The organism is Actinomadura litoris, assembly GCF_009733595.1.
GTDB classification, from domain to species: domain Bacteria; phylum Actinomycetota; class Actinomycetes; order Streptosporangiales; family Streptosporangiaceae; genus Spirillospora; species Spirillospora litoris.
This window is the reverse complement of record NZ_WOFH01000003.1, coordinates 164740-181799: the sequence shown is the minus strand read 5'-3', so window position 1 is coordinate 181799 and position 17060 is coordinate 164740. Positions and strand designations below refer to the sequence as shown.

At 72.9% G+C, this 17060-nt stretch carries 13 protein-coding genes; 2 read left to right on the top strand and 11 right to left on the bottom strand.

The genetic code is table 11. The annotated features are described in order from the left end of the window. Positions 1-7 precede the first annotated feature (7 nt). The 3 genes from GNZ18_RS08860 to GNZ18_RS41955 are packed head-to-tail and all read right to left on the bottom strand — an operon-like array spanning position 8 to position 5117. Positions 8-1357, bottom strand: a complete 1350-nt coding sequence (locus GNZ18_RS08860) for a serine/threonine-protein kinase (protein ID WP_156215783.1) — start codon at positions 1355-1357, stop codon at positions 8-10. Between the two features lie 22 nt (positions 1358-1379). After that, a complete protein-coding gene (locus GNZ18_RS41120; RefSeq protein WP_216651210.1) occupies positions 1380-3095 on the bottom strand; it encodes a serine/threonine-protein kinase in 1716 nt (571 codons plus the stop codon). Positions 3096-3149: 54 nt separating this feature from the next. Further along, positions 3150-5117 carry a serine/threonine-protein kinase gene (locus GNZ18_RS41955; protein ID WP_246249552.1) on the bottom strand — a complete coding sequence of 656 codons (1968 nt, stop codon included), beginning with the start codon at positions 5115-5117 and terminating at the stop codon, positions 3150-3152. Positions 5118-5302: 185 nt separating this feature from the next. On the opposite strand from GNZ18_RS41955, the gene lysX reads away from it, so the two are divergent. Continuing rightward, the gene (gene lysX, locus GNZ18_RS08845; protein ID WP_156215782.1) at positions 5303-8590 is read left to right on the top strand and encodes a bifunctional lysylphosphatidylglycerol synthetase/lysine--tRNA ligase LysX; all 3288 of its coding nucleotides are present in this window, start codon (positions 5303-5305) and stop codon (positions 8588-8590) included. Here lysX and GNZ18_RS08840 read toward each other — a convergent pair. The 6 genes from GNZ18_RS08840 to GNZ18_RS08815 all read right to left on the bottom strand — a co-directional run bounded on the left by GNZ18_RS08840 (position 8587) and on the right by GNZ18_RS08815 (position 15318). Next, positions 8587-9138, bottom strand: a complete 552-nt coding sequence (locus GNZ18_RS08840; protein WP_156215781.1) for a hypothetical protein — start codon at positions 9136-9138, stop codon at positions 8587-8589. The genes lysX and GNZ18_RS08840 overlap by 4 nt on opposite strands. A gap of 66 nt (positions 9139-9204) precedes the next feature. Further along, positions 9205-10299: a winged helix DNA-binding domain-containing protein gene (locus tag GNZ18_RS08835; RefSeq protein ID WP_156215780.1), complete on the bottom strand. Its 1095-nt coding sequence runs from the start codon at positions 10297-10299 to the stop codon at positions 9205-9207. Positions 10300-10359: 60 nt separating this feature from the next. Continuing rightward, complete coding sequence (locus GNZ18_RS08830) at positions 10360-13566, bottom strand: hypothetical protein (protein ID WP_312874390.1); 3207 nt, start codon at positions 13564-13566, stop codon at positions 10360-10362. 93 nt (positions 13567-13659) lie between these two features. Next, positions 13660-13863, bottom strand: coding sequence for a PspC domain-containing protein (locus tag GNZ18_RS08825; RefSeq protein ID WP_156215779.1), 204 nt, complete (start codon positions 13861-13863; stop codon positions 13660-13662). 154 nt (positions 13864-14017) lie between these two features. Beyond that, positions 14018-14671, bottom strand: a complete 654-nt coding sequence (locus tag GNZ18_RS08820; RefSeq protein WP_156215778.1) for an HAD family hydrolase — start codon at positions 14669-14671, stop codon at positions 14018-14020. Beyond that, entirely contained in the window at positions 14668-15318 is a 651-nt protein-coding gene (locus tag GNZ18_RS08815) for an MBL fold metallo-hydrolase (protein ID WP_156215777.1), read from the bottom strand. Before GNZ18_RS08815 ends, GNZ18_RS08820 begins: the two co-directional genes overlap by 4 nt. A 33-nt stretch (positions 15319-15351) precedes the next feature. Here GNZ18_RS08815 and GNZ18_RS08810 point away from each other — a divergent pair, with 33 nt between their 5' ends. Beyond that, a complete protein-coding gene (locus GNZ18_RS08810; protein WP_156215776.1) occupies positions 15352-15492 on the top strand; it encodes a hypothetical protein in 141 nt (46 codons plus the stop codon). 80 nt (positions 15493-15572) lie between these two features. Here the strand turns inward: GNZ18_RS08810 and GNZ18_RS08805 are convergent, their stop codons facing one another. Both GNZ18_RS08805 and GNZ18_RS08800 read right to left on the bottom strand, forming a co-directional pair. Next, positions 15573-15884, bottom strand: coding sequence for a Fe-S cluster assembly protein HesB (locus GNZ18_RS08805; RefSeq protein ID WP_156215775.1), 312 nt, complete (start codon positions 15882-15884; stop codon positions 15573-15575). Between the two features lie 293 nt (positions 15885-16177). Then, positions 16178-16813: a hypothetical protein gene (locus GNZ18_RS08800; protein ID WP_156215774.1), complete on the bottom strand. Its 636-nt coding sequence runs from the start codon at positions 16811-16813 to the stop codon at positions 16178-16180. Positions 16814-17060 lie beyond the last annotated feature (247 nt).

Below are 17060 nucleotides of genomic sequence, written 5' to 3'. Positions count from 1 at the left end.
GCCCGCGTCAGATCCCCGGGCCGGGCGTCACGACCCACGTCCGGGGGGCGCGCGTCGCGTCCATGGCGCCCGAGTGGAGCTTCTGGCGCAGGATGAACGCCCCGGCCAGCACCGCCACGATCACCAGGATCACCGCGACCGTGACGATCAGCACGGTCCTGCGGCGCTCGTCCAGGCCGTGCCGGGCGCCGTCGTCGACGGTCGGGGGCGGTGGGGGCTGCTGCCAGTTCGCCGCCTGGCGCGGCTGCTCCCACGGGGGCGGCGTCTGCGGGGCGGCGTGCGGGTTCACCGGAGGGGGCGGGGCCCAGTCGGTCTCCAGCAGCGTCCTCGGCTCGGGGTCGCCCTTGCCGGGGTTCGGAGGCGGGGCCGCCGGGCCGGGGAAGTGCTGGTTCGTGCCCTCGCGCCGGGTGACCGCCTCGATCTCGCTCGGGTCGAGGACGGTGTCGGCGGCCTCGTCCTCCCGCCCGCCCCGCGGCCGGGCGGGGAAGCGGCCGGACGGCTCGTCCAGCACGGTCGCGTCCGCCGAGGTCATCGGGGCCGGGGGCAGCGTCGCGACCTGGACGAGCAGCGGCTGCGCCTGCGCGGCGGTCATCCGGTGCACCGGCTCGCGCGCCAGCAGCCCGTCCAGCACGCGCGCCAGCGGCCCCGCGTTGCGCGCGGGCGGGACGGGCTCGGTGAGCGCGGCCTGGAGCGAGGCCATCGCGTCCGAGCGCTCGTAGGGGGAATGGCCCTCGACGGCCGCGTACAGCGTCGCGCCCAGCGCCCACAGGTCGGAGGCGGGCACCGCCCGCTCGCCCTGCGCGCGCTCCGGCGGGATGTAGGCGGGCGAGCCCATGACCAGGCCGGTCTGGGTGAGCGTCGCGTCGCCCTCCATCTGGGCGATGCCGAAGTCGGTGAGGACGACCCGGCCCGCGTCGGTGATCAGCACGTTGCTGGGCTTGATGTCGCGGTGCAGGATGCCCTTCTCGTGGGCGTGCCGCAGCGCCGCGAGCATCTGGAGGCCGATCTCGGCGACCCGGCGGTGCCCGATCGGGCCCCGGTCGAGCAGGTCCTGCAGCGACGGCGCGCTGACCAGCTCCATCACGATCCAGGGCCGGTCGGCCTCCTCCACCACGTCATGGACGATCACGACGCCCGGGTGGCTCAGCCGCGCCGACGCCCGCGCCTCCCGGAACGTCCGCTCGTACAGGACGGCGCGCTCCGCCTCGCTCAGCCCCGGCGGGAGGACGACCTCCTTGACCGCGACCTCGCGGTCGAGCATGACGTCGTAGGCGCGCCACACGGTGCCCATGCCGCCGCGGCCGACCACCGAGTCGAGCCGGTAGCGGTTGCCGAGCAGACGCGCCTCTGCTGCCATTCCTGAACGGTCTCCCTGGTGCTCATCCCGCCCCGGCGGGGCGGAAACTGTCGAGCACATTGTTCACGAGTGCCGTCCGGTCGTTCCACCTGGCGGCCGGGAGCGCCACGATCACGGCGTACGGGGTCCCGTTCGCGATCACGCCGCGGTCGCGGGCCCGCGTGCCGCCCTGGCGCGACCACAGGAACTCGATGTCGGCGGCGGGCAGCGACCCGACGGTTGTCCGGGTGATCCCGATCTTCTGGAAGCCGGGGAGCTTGCCGTCGGCGCGGGCCTCCTGCTCCCAGGCGACCCAGTGGTCGTAGGGGTCGCCCGTCCACGGCGTCCGGTCGACCTGGACGTAGGCGCCGGACGCGGGATCGATCCACGAGGAGCGGGTGCCGTCCACCGTGCGCTTCCAGCCGTCCGGCACCCCGATCGTGTACCCGGGGCCGCTCGAACGGGTGAGCCCCGCCGGAAGCCGCGTCGCCCCCGGCACCGTCGGGGTCGGCGGCGTGGGGGACGGCCTCGACTGCGTGAGGTCGCCCACGCCCGTGCTGACGGGCGGGCTGGGGACCGGTGAGGAGCCGGTGGCGTCCGGACCGCCGCTGGACGCCCCGTCCGGCCACAGGAAGATCCCCACCGGGACGAGGAGCGCGACGACGGCGACCGCGCCCAGGATCATCGGCAGCCTCGACCGGCGCTTCGGCGCGGGTCCGGTCGCGGTGGGCCCGGCGGGGGCCCAGGGGCCGCCCGTAGGAGTGGCGTAGTGGTCGGTCATGCCGGTGGCCGGGGTCGCGGGCGCGGCGAGCGTGGCCCCGTCGTCCACCGCCGTGCCGGTGTTCCAGTGCCGGTCGGCCGCGGTCCCGCCCATGCCGCCGGCCTGCATCGCGATCTGCGCGGCGGCCTGGCTCGCCGCGTGGCCGGAGGCGACCGCGGCGAGCGCCTCCTCCGCCTGGTCGGCGCTCAGCCGCCGGACGGGGTCGCGCTGCAGCAGCCCCGCGAGGACGGGCGCGAGCGGCCCGGCGTTGCGCGGCGGCGGCGGTTCCTGCGTCATCACCGCCGCGAGCACCGCCATCGCGTCGCTGCGGTGGTGCGGCGCGCGGCCCTCGCTGGCGGCGTAGAGCGTCGCGCCGAGCGCCCACAGGTCGGACGCGGGGGTCGCGGGCTCGCCGTTGACCCGCTCCGGCGGCATGTACGCCGGCGAGCCCATGATCAGCCCGGTGTTGGTGAGCGTCGCGTCGCCCGCCATCTGCGCGATGCCGAAGTCGGTGAGCACGGCGCGGTCGTCGGGGGTGACGAGCACGTTGGCGGGCTTGACGTCGCGGTGCAGGATCCCGATCGCGTGCGCGGCGCGCAGCGCGCCGATCACCTGCCTGCCGATGTCGGCGACGCGCCCCGGCGGGAGCGTCCCGTCCTCGTCGATGACGTCCTGGAGGGAGCGGGCCCGCACCAGCTCCATGACGATCCACGGACGGTCGTCCTCGTCGACGACGTCATGGACCGTCACGACGCCCGGATGGTTCAGCCGCGCCGAGGCGCGCGCCTCGCGCAGCGTCCTGCGGTGCCGGTTCTCGCGATCCTCGGCGCTGAGGGAGGCGTGCAGCACGACCTCCTTCACCGCGACGTCGCGGTCGAGGGTCTCGTCGCGGGCACGCCAGACCGTGCCCATCCCCCCGCTCCCGACCACCGACAACAGGCGGTACCGGCCGGCCAGGAGCCGTCCGTCCGTGTGATCCGCGTGTTCCCCGTCCGACATGTGTCGCGACCCTACCGATCTCACCTAACAGATCGGCATACACCGATCCTGAGTTCACTTTTTGGCGGCCTCGAAGAACCGGAACACGGGCTGGAGCGCGGCGAACCGCTCGCCCCAGCCGCCGTCGGGGGCGCGCACGAGGATCGCGTAGCCGTGCCCGTTCGCGACGAAGCCGCGGTTGAGGATGTGCAGCCGCCCGCCGTCGCCGTCGAAGGTGAACTCCCAGTCGGCGGACCGGTCGCCGGAGCCGGTGTCGCGCACGGGCGGCTGGTCGCCGCTCGGCGCGATCTTGATCTTCTTGTACCCCGGGAAGCCGGGGCCGCCGGAGTCCGCCCTGCGCCAGTCGTCGATCGCGCTCGCGCCCGGCTTGTCGGTCTGGTCGATCTGGATGTAGGCGGCGCGGTCGGGCGAGTAGAAGAAGTCGCCGCCGGTCTTGCGCTCGGGGCCCTTCCACCCGTCCGGGACGGGGACGGCGTAGCCGCTGCGGTCGTGGTGCATCCGGAAGCCGGCGGGCAGCGTCGGCTTCGGCGTGCCGCTCGGCTTCGCCGAGGTCGCGGGGGCCGACGGCGAGGGGCTCTGCGACTTCGGCGCCGGCCGCGCGCCCTTCTCGTCCGGGTCGTCCGAGCCGCCGCCCGAACTGGCCATCGCGATACCGGCGATGACCACGATGATGACGAGCACGACCACGCCGATGATGAGCGCGTTCCGGTTGAGCGCGAGCGCGGGGATCGCGGGGCGTCCGGGTACCTCGGGCGCGCCGGGCGGAGGCGGCGGTTGGTGGACGGCGCCCGCCGGACGCGTCGGCGGCCCCGCCTGCCAGGACGTGTCGCTGCCCGCCGGGGCGACGGCGCCGGCCGCGGCGGCCAGGGTGGAGTCGTCCAGGACGGTGGTGTCCGGGCGCGGCTCGTCGTGCGCGGTGTCGCCCGGCCCCGCCGGCCCCCTCGCCCTGGTCGGCGGAGCGCCCTGAGGAGAGGTCGCGGGCCGGGGGCGGTGCGGCTTGGCGGGCTTCTTGACCGGGTCGAACCGGGTGAGCTGGTCGGGCCGCGCGTTGTCGGGGGCCGACACCTCCTGGATCTCGGGCGTGTCGGGGACGTCGGGCAGCTCCGGGATCGGCGTCACCCGCGTCTGCGCGGCGGGCGCCTCCACCGGGTACTCCACGGCCATCGTGCGCTGGGTGTCGACGGTCTCCTGGCGGACGATGTCGTCCAGCAGCGCCCCGGCCTCGATCGCGCCCATCCGCTGGTCGGGGTTCTTGTGCAGCAGGCCCTCGATGACCGGGACGAGCCGTCCGCCCTTCTCGGGCGGGTCGGGGGCCTCGGAGATGACGGCGACCAGCGCGGCCATCGGCTCGGGGCGCTCGAACGGCGACTTGCCGTGCAGCATCGCGTACAGCGTGACGCCGAGCGACCACAGGTCGGAGGCGGGCCCGGCGACGCGGCCACGCGCGCGCTCGGGCGCGATGTAGGCGGGCGAGCCCATGACCAGCCCGGTCTGGGTGAGGGTGGCGTCGCCGGCGGCGGTGGCGATGCCGAAGTCGGTGAGCACGGCCCGGTCGCCCGCCCCGCCGCTGCCGGTGACCAGCACGTTGCTGGGCTTGACGTCGCGGTGCAGCACCCCGGCCTCGTGCGCGGCGTGCAGCGCGGCGAGCATCTGCCGGCCGATCTCGGCGGCGCGGCGCGGTTCGAGCGGCCCCTCCTGCTTGATCACCTGGTCGAGGGAGCGCGCGCGGATGAGTTCCATGATGATCCAGGGGCGGTCGTCCTCCTCGACGACGTCGTAGACGGTCACCACCCCGGGATGGCCGAGCCGCGCGGCCGTGCGCGCCTCGCGGAAGGTCCGCTTGTGGTGGACGGCACGCTCCTCATCGGTGAGACCATGCGGGAGGATGACCTCCTTCACAGCGACGTCACGACCGAGGACCTCATCGTGTGCCTGCCAGACCGTCCCCATGCCGCCTCGGCCGACCTGGGTTACCAGTCGGTAGCGGCGGGCGAGCAACCGCTCCCCGGGTTCATTTGGCATATCCGCGACCATATCGACTTTTACTGAGAACCTTGGACCGAGCTTGCAAGCCACAACCCCCTACCCGTACGACGCCCGGCACCACTCCGCGGTTCGCCACAGGGCGAGGGAGTGCGGACGGAAGCGTGATCGACGTGACACCCGGTACAAATAAGAGAGTTGCACAGCGTGCCGACGGGGGGACGATGCCGGAGAAGGGCGTGACCGGCGAGTGGCGGCGGCTCATCCAGGCCGCGCCGACGATCTTCTTCTGGTACACCCGGCTCTCCGGCATCCTGTCACTGCTGGCGTGGGTCTCCTATGGTCTCATCCTTGAGATAGCCGACATCTGGGCGCTGCGCTGGATCGGCTACCTCGGCTGGTTCCCCAGCGTGCCCGTCGGGCTCGTCTGGATCCTGCTCTCCATGGGCGTGCGGCGGCGCAAGAAGGCCGCCTGGCGGATCCTCGTGCTGATGTTCTGCCTGCCCGCCGCGCTCGGCGTCACCGGCGTCCTCACCACGCTGTTCGACCCCGACCGGCCGACCCCGGTCGGCCTGATCGTCACCGCGAGCGTGTACCTCGCCGTGCTGGGCCTGCTGGTCGCCGCGCGCGGGCAGTTCACCACGCTGCCCGACCGCGCCAACCGGCGGCTCGCCGCGATCGTCTTCACCTGCCTGCTGATCGTGACCTGCGGCATCGGCACCTTCCTGGTCACCGTCACCGACCGCAACGCCAAGGGCGACTTCTGGACGCACCCGGTCTACGCGATCACCCAGACCGTCCTCGGGCCGCGCGTCACGGGCAAGCCGATCGACGTGCACGTCCCGTTCTACGTGGACGTGATCCTGTGGGTGCTCGGCACCGGGCTGTTCGTCGGGACGTTCTGGGCGCTGTTCAAGCCGGGCCGCCGCGACCCCGTCCTGAACCCGCCGGAGGAGCTCGCGGCGCGCGCGCTGCTCGCCGAGTACGGCGACCAGGACTCGCTCGGCTACTTCGCGCTGCGCCGCGACAAGGACATCATCGTCGCGCCGAACGGTAAGGCGGCCATCGCCTACCGGGTGGAGGGTTCGGTCTCGCTGGCCAGCGGCGACCCGCTCGGCGATCCCGAGTCGTGGGACCAGGCGATCGAGGCGTGGCTCGGGGAGTGCCGCGCGCACGCGTGGATCCCGGGCGCGGTCAGCGTCGGCGAGCGCGCCGCGCACATCTACCGGCGGCACGGGTTCGACGCGCTGGAGCTCGGCGACGAGGCCATCATCGACCTCACCGACTTCAACCTGGACGGACGCGAGATGCGGCAGGTCCGCCAGGCCGTCCGCCGGGTCGAGCGGGCCGGGTACACGGTCCGGATCCGGCGGCACTCGCAGATCCCCGGCTGGGAGATGGCCAAGCTGATCCGCAACGCGGACGCCTGGCGCGGCGAGGAGACCGAGCGCGGCTTCTCGATGGCGCTCGGCCGCCTCGGCGACCCGACCGACGGGCGCTGCGTGATGGTCGAGGCGTTCGACGCCGAGGGCGAGCTGCGCGGCCTGCTCAGCTTCGTCCCGTGGGGGCGGACGGGCCTGTCCCTCGACCTGATGCGCCGCGACCGGGCCGCCGAGAACGGGCTCAACGAGTACATGGTCGCCAAGCTCGCCGAGAAGGCGGCGGCCGTCGGCGCGCAGCAGCTCTCGCTGAACTTCGCGATGCTCCGCTCGGCGTTCGAGCGCGGCTCCCAGATCGGCGCCGGGCCCGTCGCCCGCGCCTACTACCGGTTCCTGTCGTTCGCGTCGAAGTTCTGGCAGCTTGAGTCCCTGTACCTGGCGAACGCCAAATACCTGCCGCACTGGCGCCCCCGGTTCATCTGCTACCAGCAGGGGCGGCACATCATCCGGCTCGGGCTCGCCTACGCGCGGGCCGAGGGCTTCCTGCCGAGCTTCAACCGGCCGAAGCTCGACCGCGCCGCCGCGATGGTGCCGACGATGGGCCTGGTCGACCGGATCAAGGAGATCGAGGAGGCCGCCGAGTCGGCCCGCGCGCCGCAGCGGCGGCTGTCGGAGCAGGAGCGGGTGCGGCACGCCAAGCTCGACCAGATCCGCGCCTGCGGCATGGAGCCCTACCCGCTGTCGTTCGAGCGCGCCGACTTCGCCGCCGCCGTCCGCGACCGGTTCCCGTGCCTGGCGCCCGACACCCGCACCGGCGAGCACGTCGCGATCGCCGGGCGTGTCGTCCTCGCCCGCGAGCACGGACGGCTCATCTTCGTCACGCTGCGGGACGAGACCGCCGACATCCAGGTGATGCTGACCGCCGACGCGCTCGGCGAGGAGTCGCTCGGGTACTGGAAGTCGCTGATCGACCTCGGCGACCAGGTCGGGGTGGCGGGCGAGGTCGTCACGTCCCGGCGCGGCGAGCTGTCGGTGCTCGCCGAGGAGTGGCGGCTGACGGCCAAGTGCCTGCGCCCGCTGCCCAACAAGCGGTCGGGCCTGTCGGACCCGGAGGCCCGCGTCCGGCAGCGCTACGTCGACTTCATCGTCAACGACGACGCCCGCCGGATGCTGCGGATGCGCGGCGACGCGGTGGCGGCCGTCCGGGACGGCCTGCGCGCGCGCGGCTACCTGGAGGTCGAGACGCCGATGCTCCAGCCGATCCACGGCGGGGCGGCGGCGCGTCCGTTCACCACCCGCATCAACGCCTACAACATGCAGCTCTACCTGCGGATCGCGCCCGAGCTGTATCTGAAGCGGCTGCTGGTCGGCGGCGTCGGGCGGGTCTTCGAGCTGAACCGCAACTTCCGCAACGAGGGCGTCTCGCAGAAGCACAACCCCGAGTTCACGATGCTGGAGGCGTACGAGCCCTACGGCGACTACGACACGATGGCCGACCTCACCCGCTCGCTGGTCGTGGACGCGGCGAAGGCGGCGCTCGGCACGTCCGTCGTCGTCCGCGACGGCGTCGAGCACGACCTGGCGCAGCCGTGGCGGGAGATCACCGTCTACGGGTCGGTGTCGGAGGCGCTCGGCGAGGAGGTCACCCCCGACACCGCGGCGGCGAAGGTGCGGTCGTTCGCCGAGCGGGCCGGGCTGAACCTCGACCCCGCCTGGAGGCAGGGGCGGGTCGTCCAGGAGCTGTTCGAGGCGCTGGTCGAGGAGGAGCTGACGGAGCCGACGTTCGTCCGCGACTACCCGGCCGAGACGTCGCCGCTGACCCGTCCGCACCGCGACGACCCGCGCCTGGCGGAGAAGTGGGACCTCATCGTCTTCGGGCTGGAGCTCGGCACCGCCTACTCGGAGCTGATCGACCCGATCCTCCAGCGGCAGCGGCTCACCGAGCAGTCGCTCCAGGCGGCCGGGGGCGACCCCGAGGCGATGGAGTTGGACGAGGACTTCCTGCGGGCGCTGGAGTACGCGATGCCTCCGGCGGGCGGGATGGGCATGGGGATCGACCGGCTGCTGATCACTCTGACGGGGCGCAGCATCCGCGAGACGATCCCGTTCCCGCTCGTGCGGCCGGGTTCCTAGAGGGTTCTCGGCGCCGGGCGGTGGCCCTGGGCCGCCAGCCAGTGGCGGGCGTGCGCGCGGCGGGCCTCCTCCGTGCTGTCGCAGGCGGGCTGACCGGGCTGGATGAGGAGCCAGCGGTCGGGGTCGTAGGCGGGGCCGGCCATGTCGAACGCGGGGTCGTCCGCCAGGTCGTCCGCCGGGAGGACGTCGCCCCGGTGCAGGTCGAGGAGGTGCGGCTCGTCATCGTCGAGGGCGGCGGCGAGCGCGCCGAGATCCACCGGGAGGGGTGTCAGGGGCTCACCGGTTCGCGGGGTTCCGAGCGCGGCCGCCACCTCGTCGGCCAGCTCGGCGTCGCCGGGAAGGTCGCGTTCGCGCAGCTCCGCGAGGACCCGCCGGGCCTGCTCGCCGGCCGGGCGGCCCTCGGTCAGCGCGGCGACCAGCACGTCGCCCGCGTATTGGAGGACGGGCCCGAGCGGGCGGTCGCCGAGCGCGGCCAGCCCGCCGGCCCCGTCGCCGCGCCGCGCGGCGGCCCGCAGGCGCGCCATCGCCTCCTCGTCCCATCCCGTCACACGGACATTTCTACCGACTCCCCATGACATTCGTCGGCCGATTCGGCAGACCGTTCGGTGGCCCGATCACCGGAGCGGGGTTATGCGGATTTCGTGATCGGAGTCGGGGGCGGCGAATCGCAGCAGGGCCCCGGCCTCCTCCCGGACGGACGGCTCGTCCGGGAGCGGCGCGAAGGTCTCGATGGTGAGCGCCGCGTGCCGCGCTTTGCGGTCGTGCTTGAGGTTCCAGATCCCGTGGGTGCGGCCGTCCACGAGCACGGTCGCCTTCACCCACGCCCCCACGCAGATGATCGCGCGCTGCTCGGCGGTCATGACGCGGGTGCGGTCGGCGTAGGCGAGGAGGAGATTGTCCAGGTCGGGAAGGAAACGGATGGGGGCGGGGGCGTCCTCCACCAATGCGGCGTCGGGGAGGTCGAACAATTCCACGCCGTTCTCGTCATGGTAAACGCGAAGGTCAGGGCGGAGGCGGTCGAAGTCGGCGTCCATCCGCCGCATGCCCGACCACATCTGGAAGTCCTTGACCGACGCGGGCCCGAATGCGGCGAGATACCGGTGAATGAGCCGGTCGGGGGTGGGATCGGTCTGCGGGGGCTCTCCGATCCAGTCCTCCGGGAGCGCGAACGGGGTGGCGCCCCAGGTGTTCCAGGTCCCGCTGGGCGGCGGATGGACGACCGGCACCAGCGCCTGCGCCGACCAGCCGAGCGCCTGGAGGTCGCGGCCGGGCCAGATCTCGGCGAGGGCCCGGGCCAGTTGGGGGCGGGTGAGCGTCCGCCCGGCGAGCAGTTCGCGGGTCCGCGCGGCGAGTTCGTCCAGGTCCCAGTCCTTGGTGACGCGGCCGAACGCCGCCTGCCGCGCGCCGAGCATGCTCCGCTGGACGAGCGGCCGGATGTAGCGGAAGTCGTCGGCGGCGGCGACGTGCTGGGTTCCGCGCAGGATCGACGAGCGCACCACCGAGCGGTCGTGGAGCAGGTCGGTGAGCTGCTTCTGGCGGAAGCCGGTGAGGCGCGACCACAGGCCGTAGTAGGGGAGGTTCGGGTCCTGCGCCTGGAGCGCGACGAGGCGCTCGACCGCGCTCAGCGGCGGCATCGCGGAGCGGGCGAGGAGCAACTGGCGGTCCAGCGTCGTGCGGTTGAGCGTGCGCTGGTCGATCGTGCGCGGCATCGGGCCTCCTGGGAACAAATCGTTCCGTTCCATATTATCGGAACGGAACGAGTTATTCCACTACTGGCCCTCCCGGAACACCTCCACGGCGTAGCGGAGCCGCGCGCCGACCAGGAGCGCCTCGTCGGGAGGGCAGGCGAGCAGGCGGGTGGCCAGCTCGATGAGCTGCTCGTCGGTCAGGCTCGGCTCGCGCGCGGCGATCCGCCCGACCAGCTCGACCAGCTCGGGGCGCTTGTAGCTCACGATCGAGCGCCCGCGCCGGACGGGCTCCGGCCGCTGCTCGGGGACGGACGTCTCCGCTTCCGGTTCTTGTTCCGGCACCGGCTCCGGGGAGGCCGCCTGGAGGGATTCGGGCCGGTCGGGCTCCGAGGTCAGGGCCTCGAAGAGCGGGGTCGTGGGCGTGATCCTGCCGTCCAGGACGTCCGGAAGCGGTGTCGCCGGGACGGGTCCCTCCGGGACGGGGAGCTCCGGCCCCGGGGGGCCGACGAGGATCACCCGGGGGGCGAGCCAGAGCAGGAACAGGGCCTCGGCTCCCGCGCCGTGCTCCCCGTCCACGATCACGACGTCGAACGACCCGGGACGCGGCGCGAGGGCGTCCGGCACGCGCCACAGCGGCAGGATCCACCCCGGGACGATCTCGGCCGGGTCGCTCGACCGGGTCGGCCGGAGCGCCGCCCACGCGCGGGCGGAGGCCAGCTCGTCCCGCGCGGTGCGGAGGCGCTCCTCGGCCTCGGCGAGCGTCGCGCGCAGCCGCTCCTCCGCCGGGGACGGGACGGTCTCGGCGAGCCGCGCCGACGCCCTGGCCCAGGCCCACGCCTCGTCCCAGCGCCCGGTGCGGGCCTGCCAGCTCGCGTCGCCGTCGGTCGCGACCAGCAGGTTCGCGAGGTCGGGATGGATGGCGCGCACCCGCTTCAGCAACTCCTCGCAGCGGATCTGGAGCGCCCGCGCGTGCCGTCCCTCGGCGAGCGCGCCGAGCGCCTGGCCGTAGGCGGCCGCGTCGCGGGCGTCGATGGCGGCGAGCGCGCGGGCCAGCTCGGGCGGGTCGTCGCCGTCCACGGGTCCGATGGAGTCGCGGAGCGCGTCGAGGTCGGCGCGGGCGCGGTTGACGGCCAGGCCCTCCATCGCGCTCCGCAGCGCGGACACGTACGCGTGCCACTGCATCGGATGGCTCAGCGGAATCGTCACGGACGCATGCGCGAGCAGGTCCGCGGTCTCGTTGACCGCCGGAATCGCGTCCCGGACCCGGGCCAGGCGCGCGTGCGCGCGGACGAAGCGCGCGACGCGGTCGGCGAGCGGCGGGTCGGCGGGGAAGGAGATCCCGGCCGCCTCCCACACGTACTGGAGCTCCTGGCAGGTCATCCGCACCATCACCTCGGTGAAGACGAGGTCGAGCAGCTCCGGGGTGGTCGGCGCGGCGCCGTCCACGCTCGCGCCCGTCAGCAGCGGCTCGGCCTGCCGCTGCACCGCCGGGCGCAGCGGACCACGCCGCAGGCTGCCGCCGTCGGCGAGGTAGCCGCGCAGGTCCTGGGCCATCGTCGCCAGCTTGCGCAGGTGCGCCTCCGGCGGCAGCTCGATCCGGTGCCCGGCCATGCCCGCGACCGCGCGTCCGGCCCACTGGGCGCGGTTCGCCATCTCCGCGACCCGCGTCCACACGAGCGGGCGGTGCTGGGCGAGCGCGTCGCCGAACGCGCGGACGGCGAGGTCGGCGGGGTTCCAGCCGCCCGGATGCCCGCCCAGCCCGAGATCGCCGAGCGCGGCGGCGACGACGGAGGCTGCGCCGTCGAGGCGGGCGAGCAGCGCGACGTCCAGGCCGCGCAGCCGCCGGGACAGGTCGGTCTCCGAGCGCGCCGCGCGCTCGGCCGCCGCCGCCTCGGCCTCGAACAGCGTCCGGACGTAGGCGGGGCTCGGCAGCGCGCCGGGATCGACGTCGCGCTGCGCGGTGCGGGCCTTGCGCGCGGGCGTCTCCTCCGCGAGCAGCACGATCAGCTCGGCCGCCTCGGCGCGGGAGATCGGCGGCACCGGCGGCAGCTCCGCCCGGACGGGCATCCACGACAGCTCGGGCGCCTCGGCGCGCAGCCGCCGCGCCAGCTCGCCGCGTCCGCCCCGGTAGCCGGAGCCGAGATCGGTCGCGCCGGTCGCCTCCGCCTCCCGGAGCCGCTCGCGCAGCCCGGCGACCTCCCGTTCGGTGACCGCCTCCCGCTCGGCGAGCGCGGCCTGGTCCGCCTTCGGATCCGCGCCGGCGCGGATCGCCTCCGCCACCCCGGCGGCGGCGGCCGGGTCGGCGACCGTGAGCGCCGCGAGCCCCGGCGGGAGCGCGGCGCGCAGCGCGCCCGACGCGGTCGCGCCGGACGTGGCGACCAGCACCCGCATGCCGAGGACGAGGACCCCGGCGAGGAAGTCCCGGACCGTATGCGGATCCGCCTCCTCGACGTGCTTGACGAGCTGCCCGCCGCCGCGCGCGATGAACCGGGCGAGGCCCTCCGGGACCGGGGTCCCGTGCGCCAGCATCCCGATCATCCGCGCGTGGTAGTCGGCGACGGCGCCCCGCCCCGGCGGGCGGACGACCAGCGCGGGCGCGAGCCGCAGCCTCGGCACCGGCGGCAGCGGCCCCTCCGGCTCGGGCAGCCAGTCCTCCCGGTAGTCGACCGGCTCCCGGAACGTCTCCGCGCACCACTTCCGCAGGACGTCGCCGACCGAGGCGTTGAGCCCGAAGCCCTGCCCGGCCTGCACCGCGTCCGCCACCCACCCGGCCCGCTCGGCGCGTCCCGCGAGCAGCTCGCGGTCGCGGATGGCCGCGGGCCCGGCGAGGACGACGTCGACGCGCTCGGTCCGCTCGTCCACCACGACCCGCACCGGCGTGTTCAGCAGATGATCGTGGACGGGGTCGCCGCCGTCCGGCCCCCAGGCGAGCAGGCCGGTCGCGAGGACCACCTCCTGCCCGCGCCCCGGCTCCTGCTCGGCCAGGTCGCGCAGCACGCGGTACCAGTGCCGCAGGGCCAGCCAGCCGTCGAACTCCTCCAGCACCGCCGGAGGCGTCAGCGGGATGACCGGCACGCTGAACAGCACGTCGCCGGGCCCGGCGTCGGCCTCCACATAGACGTCGCCGGGCAGCTCGGCGAGCCAGTGCACCTGGTCGTGCTCGGCCAGCTCGCGGGCGGGCCGCAGCCGCGCCCGCGCCAGGTCACGCAGGTATCCGAGCAGGCGAGCCGCCCGCTCGGCACCCGCCCCCGGGCCCTCGCCGGTCATCCCCGGGCCCTCGTCCGGCACCGCGGCTCCTTCCCTCCCACTGGGGAACGGTGTGCCACGATCTAACACCCAGCGACGGGCGGGGCCAAGAGCCACCGATGATCATGCGGTGCGCTAGTGCGTGCGGGCCACGTAGCGCTCCTCGCTGGGCAGCATCACCCACAGGACCAGGTAGACGACGAACTGCGGTCCGGGCAGCAGGCAGGACAGCAGGGCCAGCATCCGGACCGTCCAGGCCGACATGCCGAACCGCTGCGCCAGACCGGCGCAGACACCCGCGATGATCCTGCCGTGGCGCGGACGGTAAAGGCCGTTCATGGGCTTCTTCTCTCCCCGATTCGATGGCGGTCGGCCGCGTGTTCCGCGGCCGTGGCCTCGGTGGCCACATACCCCACGCTACGAACCGGGCACGCCCGCCCACATCGGCCGTTCGGGTCGTTCAGCGCCCTACTCCCGGATTAGGGGATCTCCCTTAGGGGGCCGCGTTGTGCCTGGCGACCAGCCCTGGGAGGACGTCCAGATCGTCCAGGACGAACAGGCATTTACTCAGGGCATCATCGTCTTCCTGGATGTGCCCCCAAGGGCCGCGCCGTAGGAAGGCCGCATGCATCCCGTACTTCAGCGCGGGCCTGACGTCGTTGTCGATGCGGTCCCCCACATAGAGAACGTGTTCGGGGGGCATGCCCGCGAGCCGGGCGCAGCGCTCGAAGAACTCCGGGGACGGTTTGCTGATGCCCCACACGTCCGAGATCCCGATGGCGTCGGCGGCGAGGCCGAGCGCCGCCATCCGCTCGGCGGCCTCCACCGGCTGGTTGCCCGCGATCCCGACGTAGAGCCCCTGGTCATGGAGCGCCGACAGGCACGCCCGCGCGTCCGGATAGAGATCGTCCGGGCCGAACCCGTTCGGCACACCGGCCTCGGCGCGCCGCTTCTCCTCCACCTCAAGGTCGAACCCCGGACGGAAATGCTCGAACAGGTCCATGTGGTCGCCGCCGGTGGCCAGCAGCGCGCCCAACTTGGTGAGGAAGGTGTGGCGCGGAACCCCGATCCAGTCGGCCCACCGGCCGTAGATCTCGCCCTCGTTGACGAGCGTCTCCCCGATGTCGAAGAAGACGGCCCGGATCATGCCGCGCCCAGTTCGACAGACTCGCCCGGCTCCAACCGGCGGAAGTCCTTGCCCAGTTCCTCGCCCGCCGCGCTGACGTGCTTCCCCATGACCGTGAGCCCGATGTCGTTCAGCAACCCGTCATGGACCACGAACGCCCGCTCGGGACGCACCGCCCGCGCATACGAATACAACTCGGGGATCTTCATCCACGGCGCGTTCCCCGGAAGGCACAGCGTCGGTACCGGCTCCCCCGGCACGGTGAGCGCGTCCCCCGGATGGAAGACCTCACCGTCCACGAGGAAACCCACGTTCGGGATAGGCGGAACGTCAGGGTGCAGGATCTCATGTTCCTCGCCATAGACATGGACGTCGAAACCGGCGATCGTGACCGCGTCCCCATGCCCGACCTGGTGAACACGCCCACCGAGGTCCGCGAGACTCTCCGCGACGACCCGGGACGTCCACACCTCAAGCGCGGGACGCCTCGCCATCGCCTCACGCAGGCCGTCGGCGTCGAAGTGGTCGAAATGCTCATGCGTGATCAGGACGGCGTCGGACGCGGCGAGCGCGCCGGCGGCGCCGCTGAACGACCCGGGATCGATGATGATCGTCCGATCGTCCCTGGTGATCTGGACGCAGGCGTGGCCGAGCTTGGTGAGACGCATCGTCCGATCTTTCCACGGTGACACACTGGTGGCGTGACCTCCCCGGAAGAGCGCCGCCGAAACTGGCGCGACCAGCCACGCGGCCTGGCCTGCGCGGTCGTCGGCGCGTTCCTGGTCCTCACCCTGGCCGCCTTCGCGTTCGCGGTCGCCGTGGCGGTGCTGGCCGCGAAATGAGAGACCGGGACGCCGACCCGCGCGATCGGCACCCCGGTCTCACCTCCGTCCTGGTCGAACGGGGCGACCAGGACGCGGCCTCAGATCTCGGTGCCCTCCGCGATGGTGAAGGCCACATCCCCCTGCGGGTCGACCTGCGCGTCGAGCTTCTTGTCATCGAGCATGACGGCCACGGCCGGCTCCAAGTAGACCTTGGCGCCCTCCTCTTCGACGACCTGGTCACCCGCCTCGGGGGCGGGCGCCACCGAGAGGCGCAGCGCGTCCGAACCATCGGTCCCAGACTCGATGCGGATCCCGGTGTCCGGCGGAAGTTCGGGGTTGGCGGTGACGGTACGTATGACCTGGACGGCACCGCTGGTCAGCGTGAGCACGATCAGCTCCTCACGTCTCATTCGTTCGGGATCGGATCTGCCCCACCCTCCCCGCTCCCCCTACCGGCAAACATCCGCCCCCCAACTCTTTCCTACGACCTCACCCAAGCCCACTCCGCGCTTCCCGCCACGTGGGCGGGCACCCCGATCCCCACCGGCGAGGGCGCCCCGCAGAACCAGGGAACACTGGTGAGATCCCCAGGCCCCGGACACACCTGGGCCGTCAACGACACCAACCCGTACCGCGACGCCACCTCCCCGACCAGCCCCCCAAGCTCCGGCACCTCCCGGCACCCCACGGCCGGGGCCACGGGTCAGCTGCGGGTGCAGTGATCAAGCCAATATTCGACCTCGGCCCGCACCTTCGCCGTAGCCTCAGCGTTCGCCGCCAGACGGCTCAAGTACGGCAGAGCGCTCTTGCCACCAGCGCGCGCCATGGCCACAACCAGAGTCTCACCGAACTCGTCGGCCTTCAGTGCATGCTCGCTCAGCAGAACAAGGAACCGTTCCAGCAGCTCGTGGTCCGCTGTGCTCTTGAACTGCTTGACCAGCCATTCTGTGACTTCGTTGGTAGCGTACTCTGCCATCGACCTGGTCCAGCTCCAGCCGAAAGACCGAACGAACTCTTCCGGCGGCTCCTCCCAGGCCATGCCAATGTCACTCGGAGAGAATCCCGCCGCCCAGGCTTGGAATTCGGGCCACGTGAGGTCGGCCAGCGTCGGCATCGCCTCCAGCAGGTCTCTCTCGTAGGCGATCCAGTAAATGTGATCGGCCAAGGAGAACGCGTCAGCGGCGGCTACGGCCGCCGCCTCATGCCGCTCATGGAATCGAAGTAGGGCATCGAGAGAGCTCAACGCCACAATAATCTCCTCCGATGTGCCGCAGAGCTCCGCGACCGCCGTCGAGATCTCTTTGAAATTCAGGTTCCATGGATGGCCGACCTCGCTCAACTCTGCGGCGACCCGGCCCCGGCCCTCGCCAGAACCATTCAAGACAATCTCCGTTGCCCGTCACTCCGGCAGATCAAACAATTCGCTAGGGCGGTGGCCAGGGATCCCCGCCACCCAACGACGCACCCTACTCCCTATGCCGTCACGGATGCACAGAAGTTCGTCAGGCGTGTATTTGCGGCAGCGAAGTTCTCGGCGAGGTCGGTGATTATGGCCAGGTCATCGTTCATGGCCTGGGTGGCGGCGG

Coding starts and splice junctions, on each gene's coding strand:
- GNZ18_RS08860 (WP_156215783.1), bottom strand. CDS start 1,357: ATGGCAGCAGAGGCGCGTCTGCTCGGCAACCGCTACCGGCTCGACTCG.
- GNZ18_RS41120 (WP_216651210.1), bottom strand. CDS start 3,095: ATGTCGGACGGGGAACACGCGGATCACACGGACGGACGGCTCCTGGCC.
- GNZ18_RS41955 (WP_246249552.1), bottom strand. CDS start 5,117: ATGCCAAATGAACCCGGGGAGCGGTTGCTCGCCCGCCGCTACCGACTG.
- lysX (WP_156215782.1), top strand. CDS start 5,303: ATGCCGGAGAAGGGCGTGACCGGCGAGTGGCGGCGGCTCATCCAGGCC.
- GNZ18_RS08835 (WP_156215780.1), bottom strand. CDS start 10,299: ATGCCGCGCACGATCGACCAGCGCACGCTCAACCGCACGACGCTGGAC.
- GNZ18_RS08825 (WP_156215779.1), bottom strand. CDS start 13,863: ATGAACGGCCTTTACCGTCCGCGCCACGGCAGGATCATCGCGGGTGTC.
- GNZ18_RS08820 (WP_156215778.1), bottom strand. CDS start 14,671: ATGATCCGGGCCGTCTTCTTCGACATCGGGGAGACGCTCGTCAACGAG.
- GNZ18_RS08815 (WP_156215777.1), bottom strand. CDS start 15,318: ATGCGTCTCACCAAGCTCGGCCACGCCTGCGTCCAGATCACCAGGGAC.
- GNZ18_RS08805 (WP_156215775.1), bottom strand. CDS start 15,884: ATGAGACGTGAGGAGCTGATCGTGCTCACGCTGACCAGCGGTGCCGTC.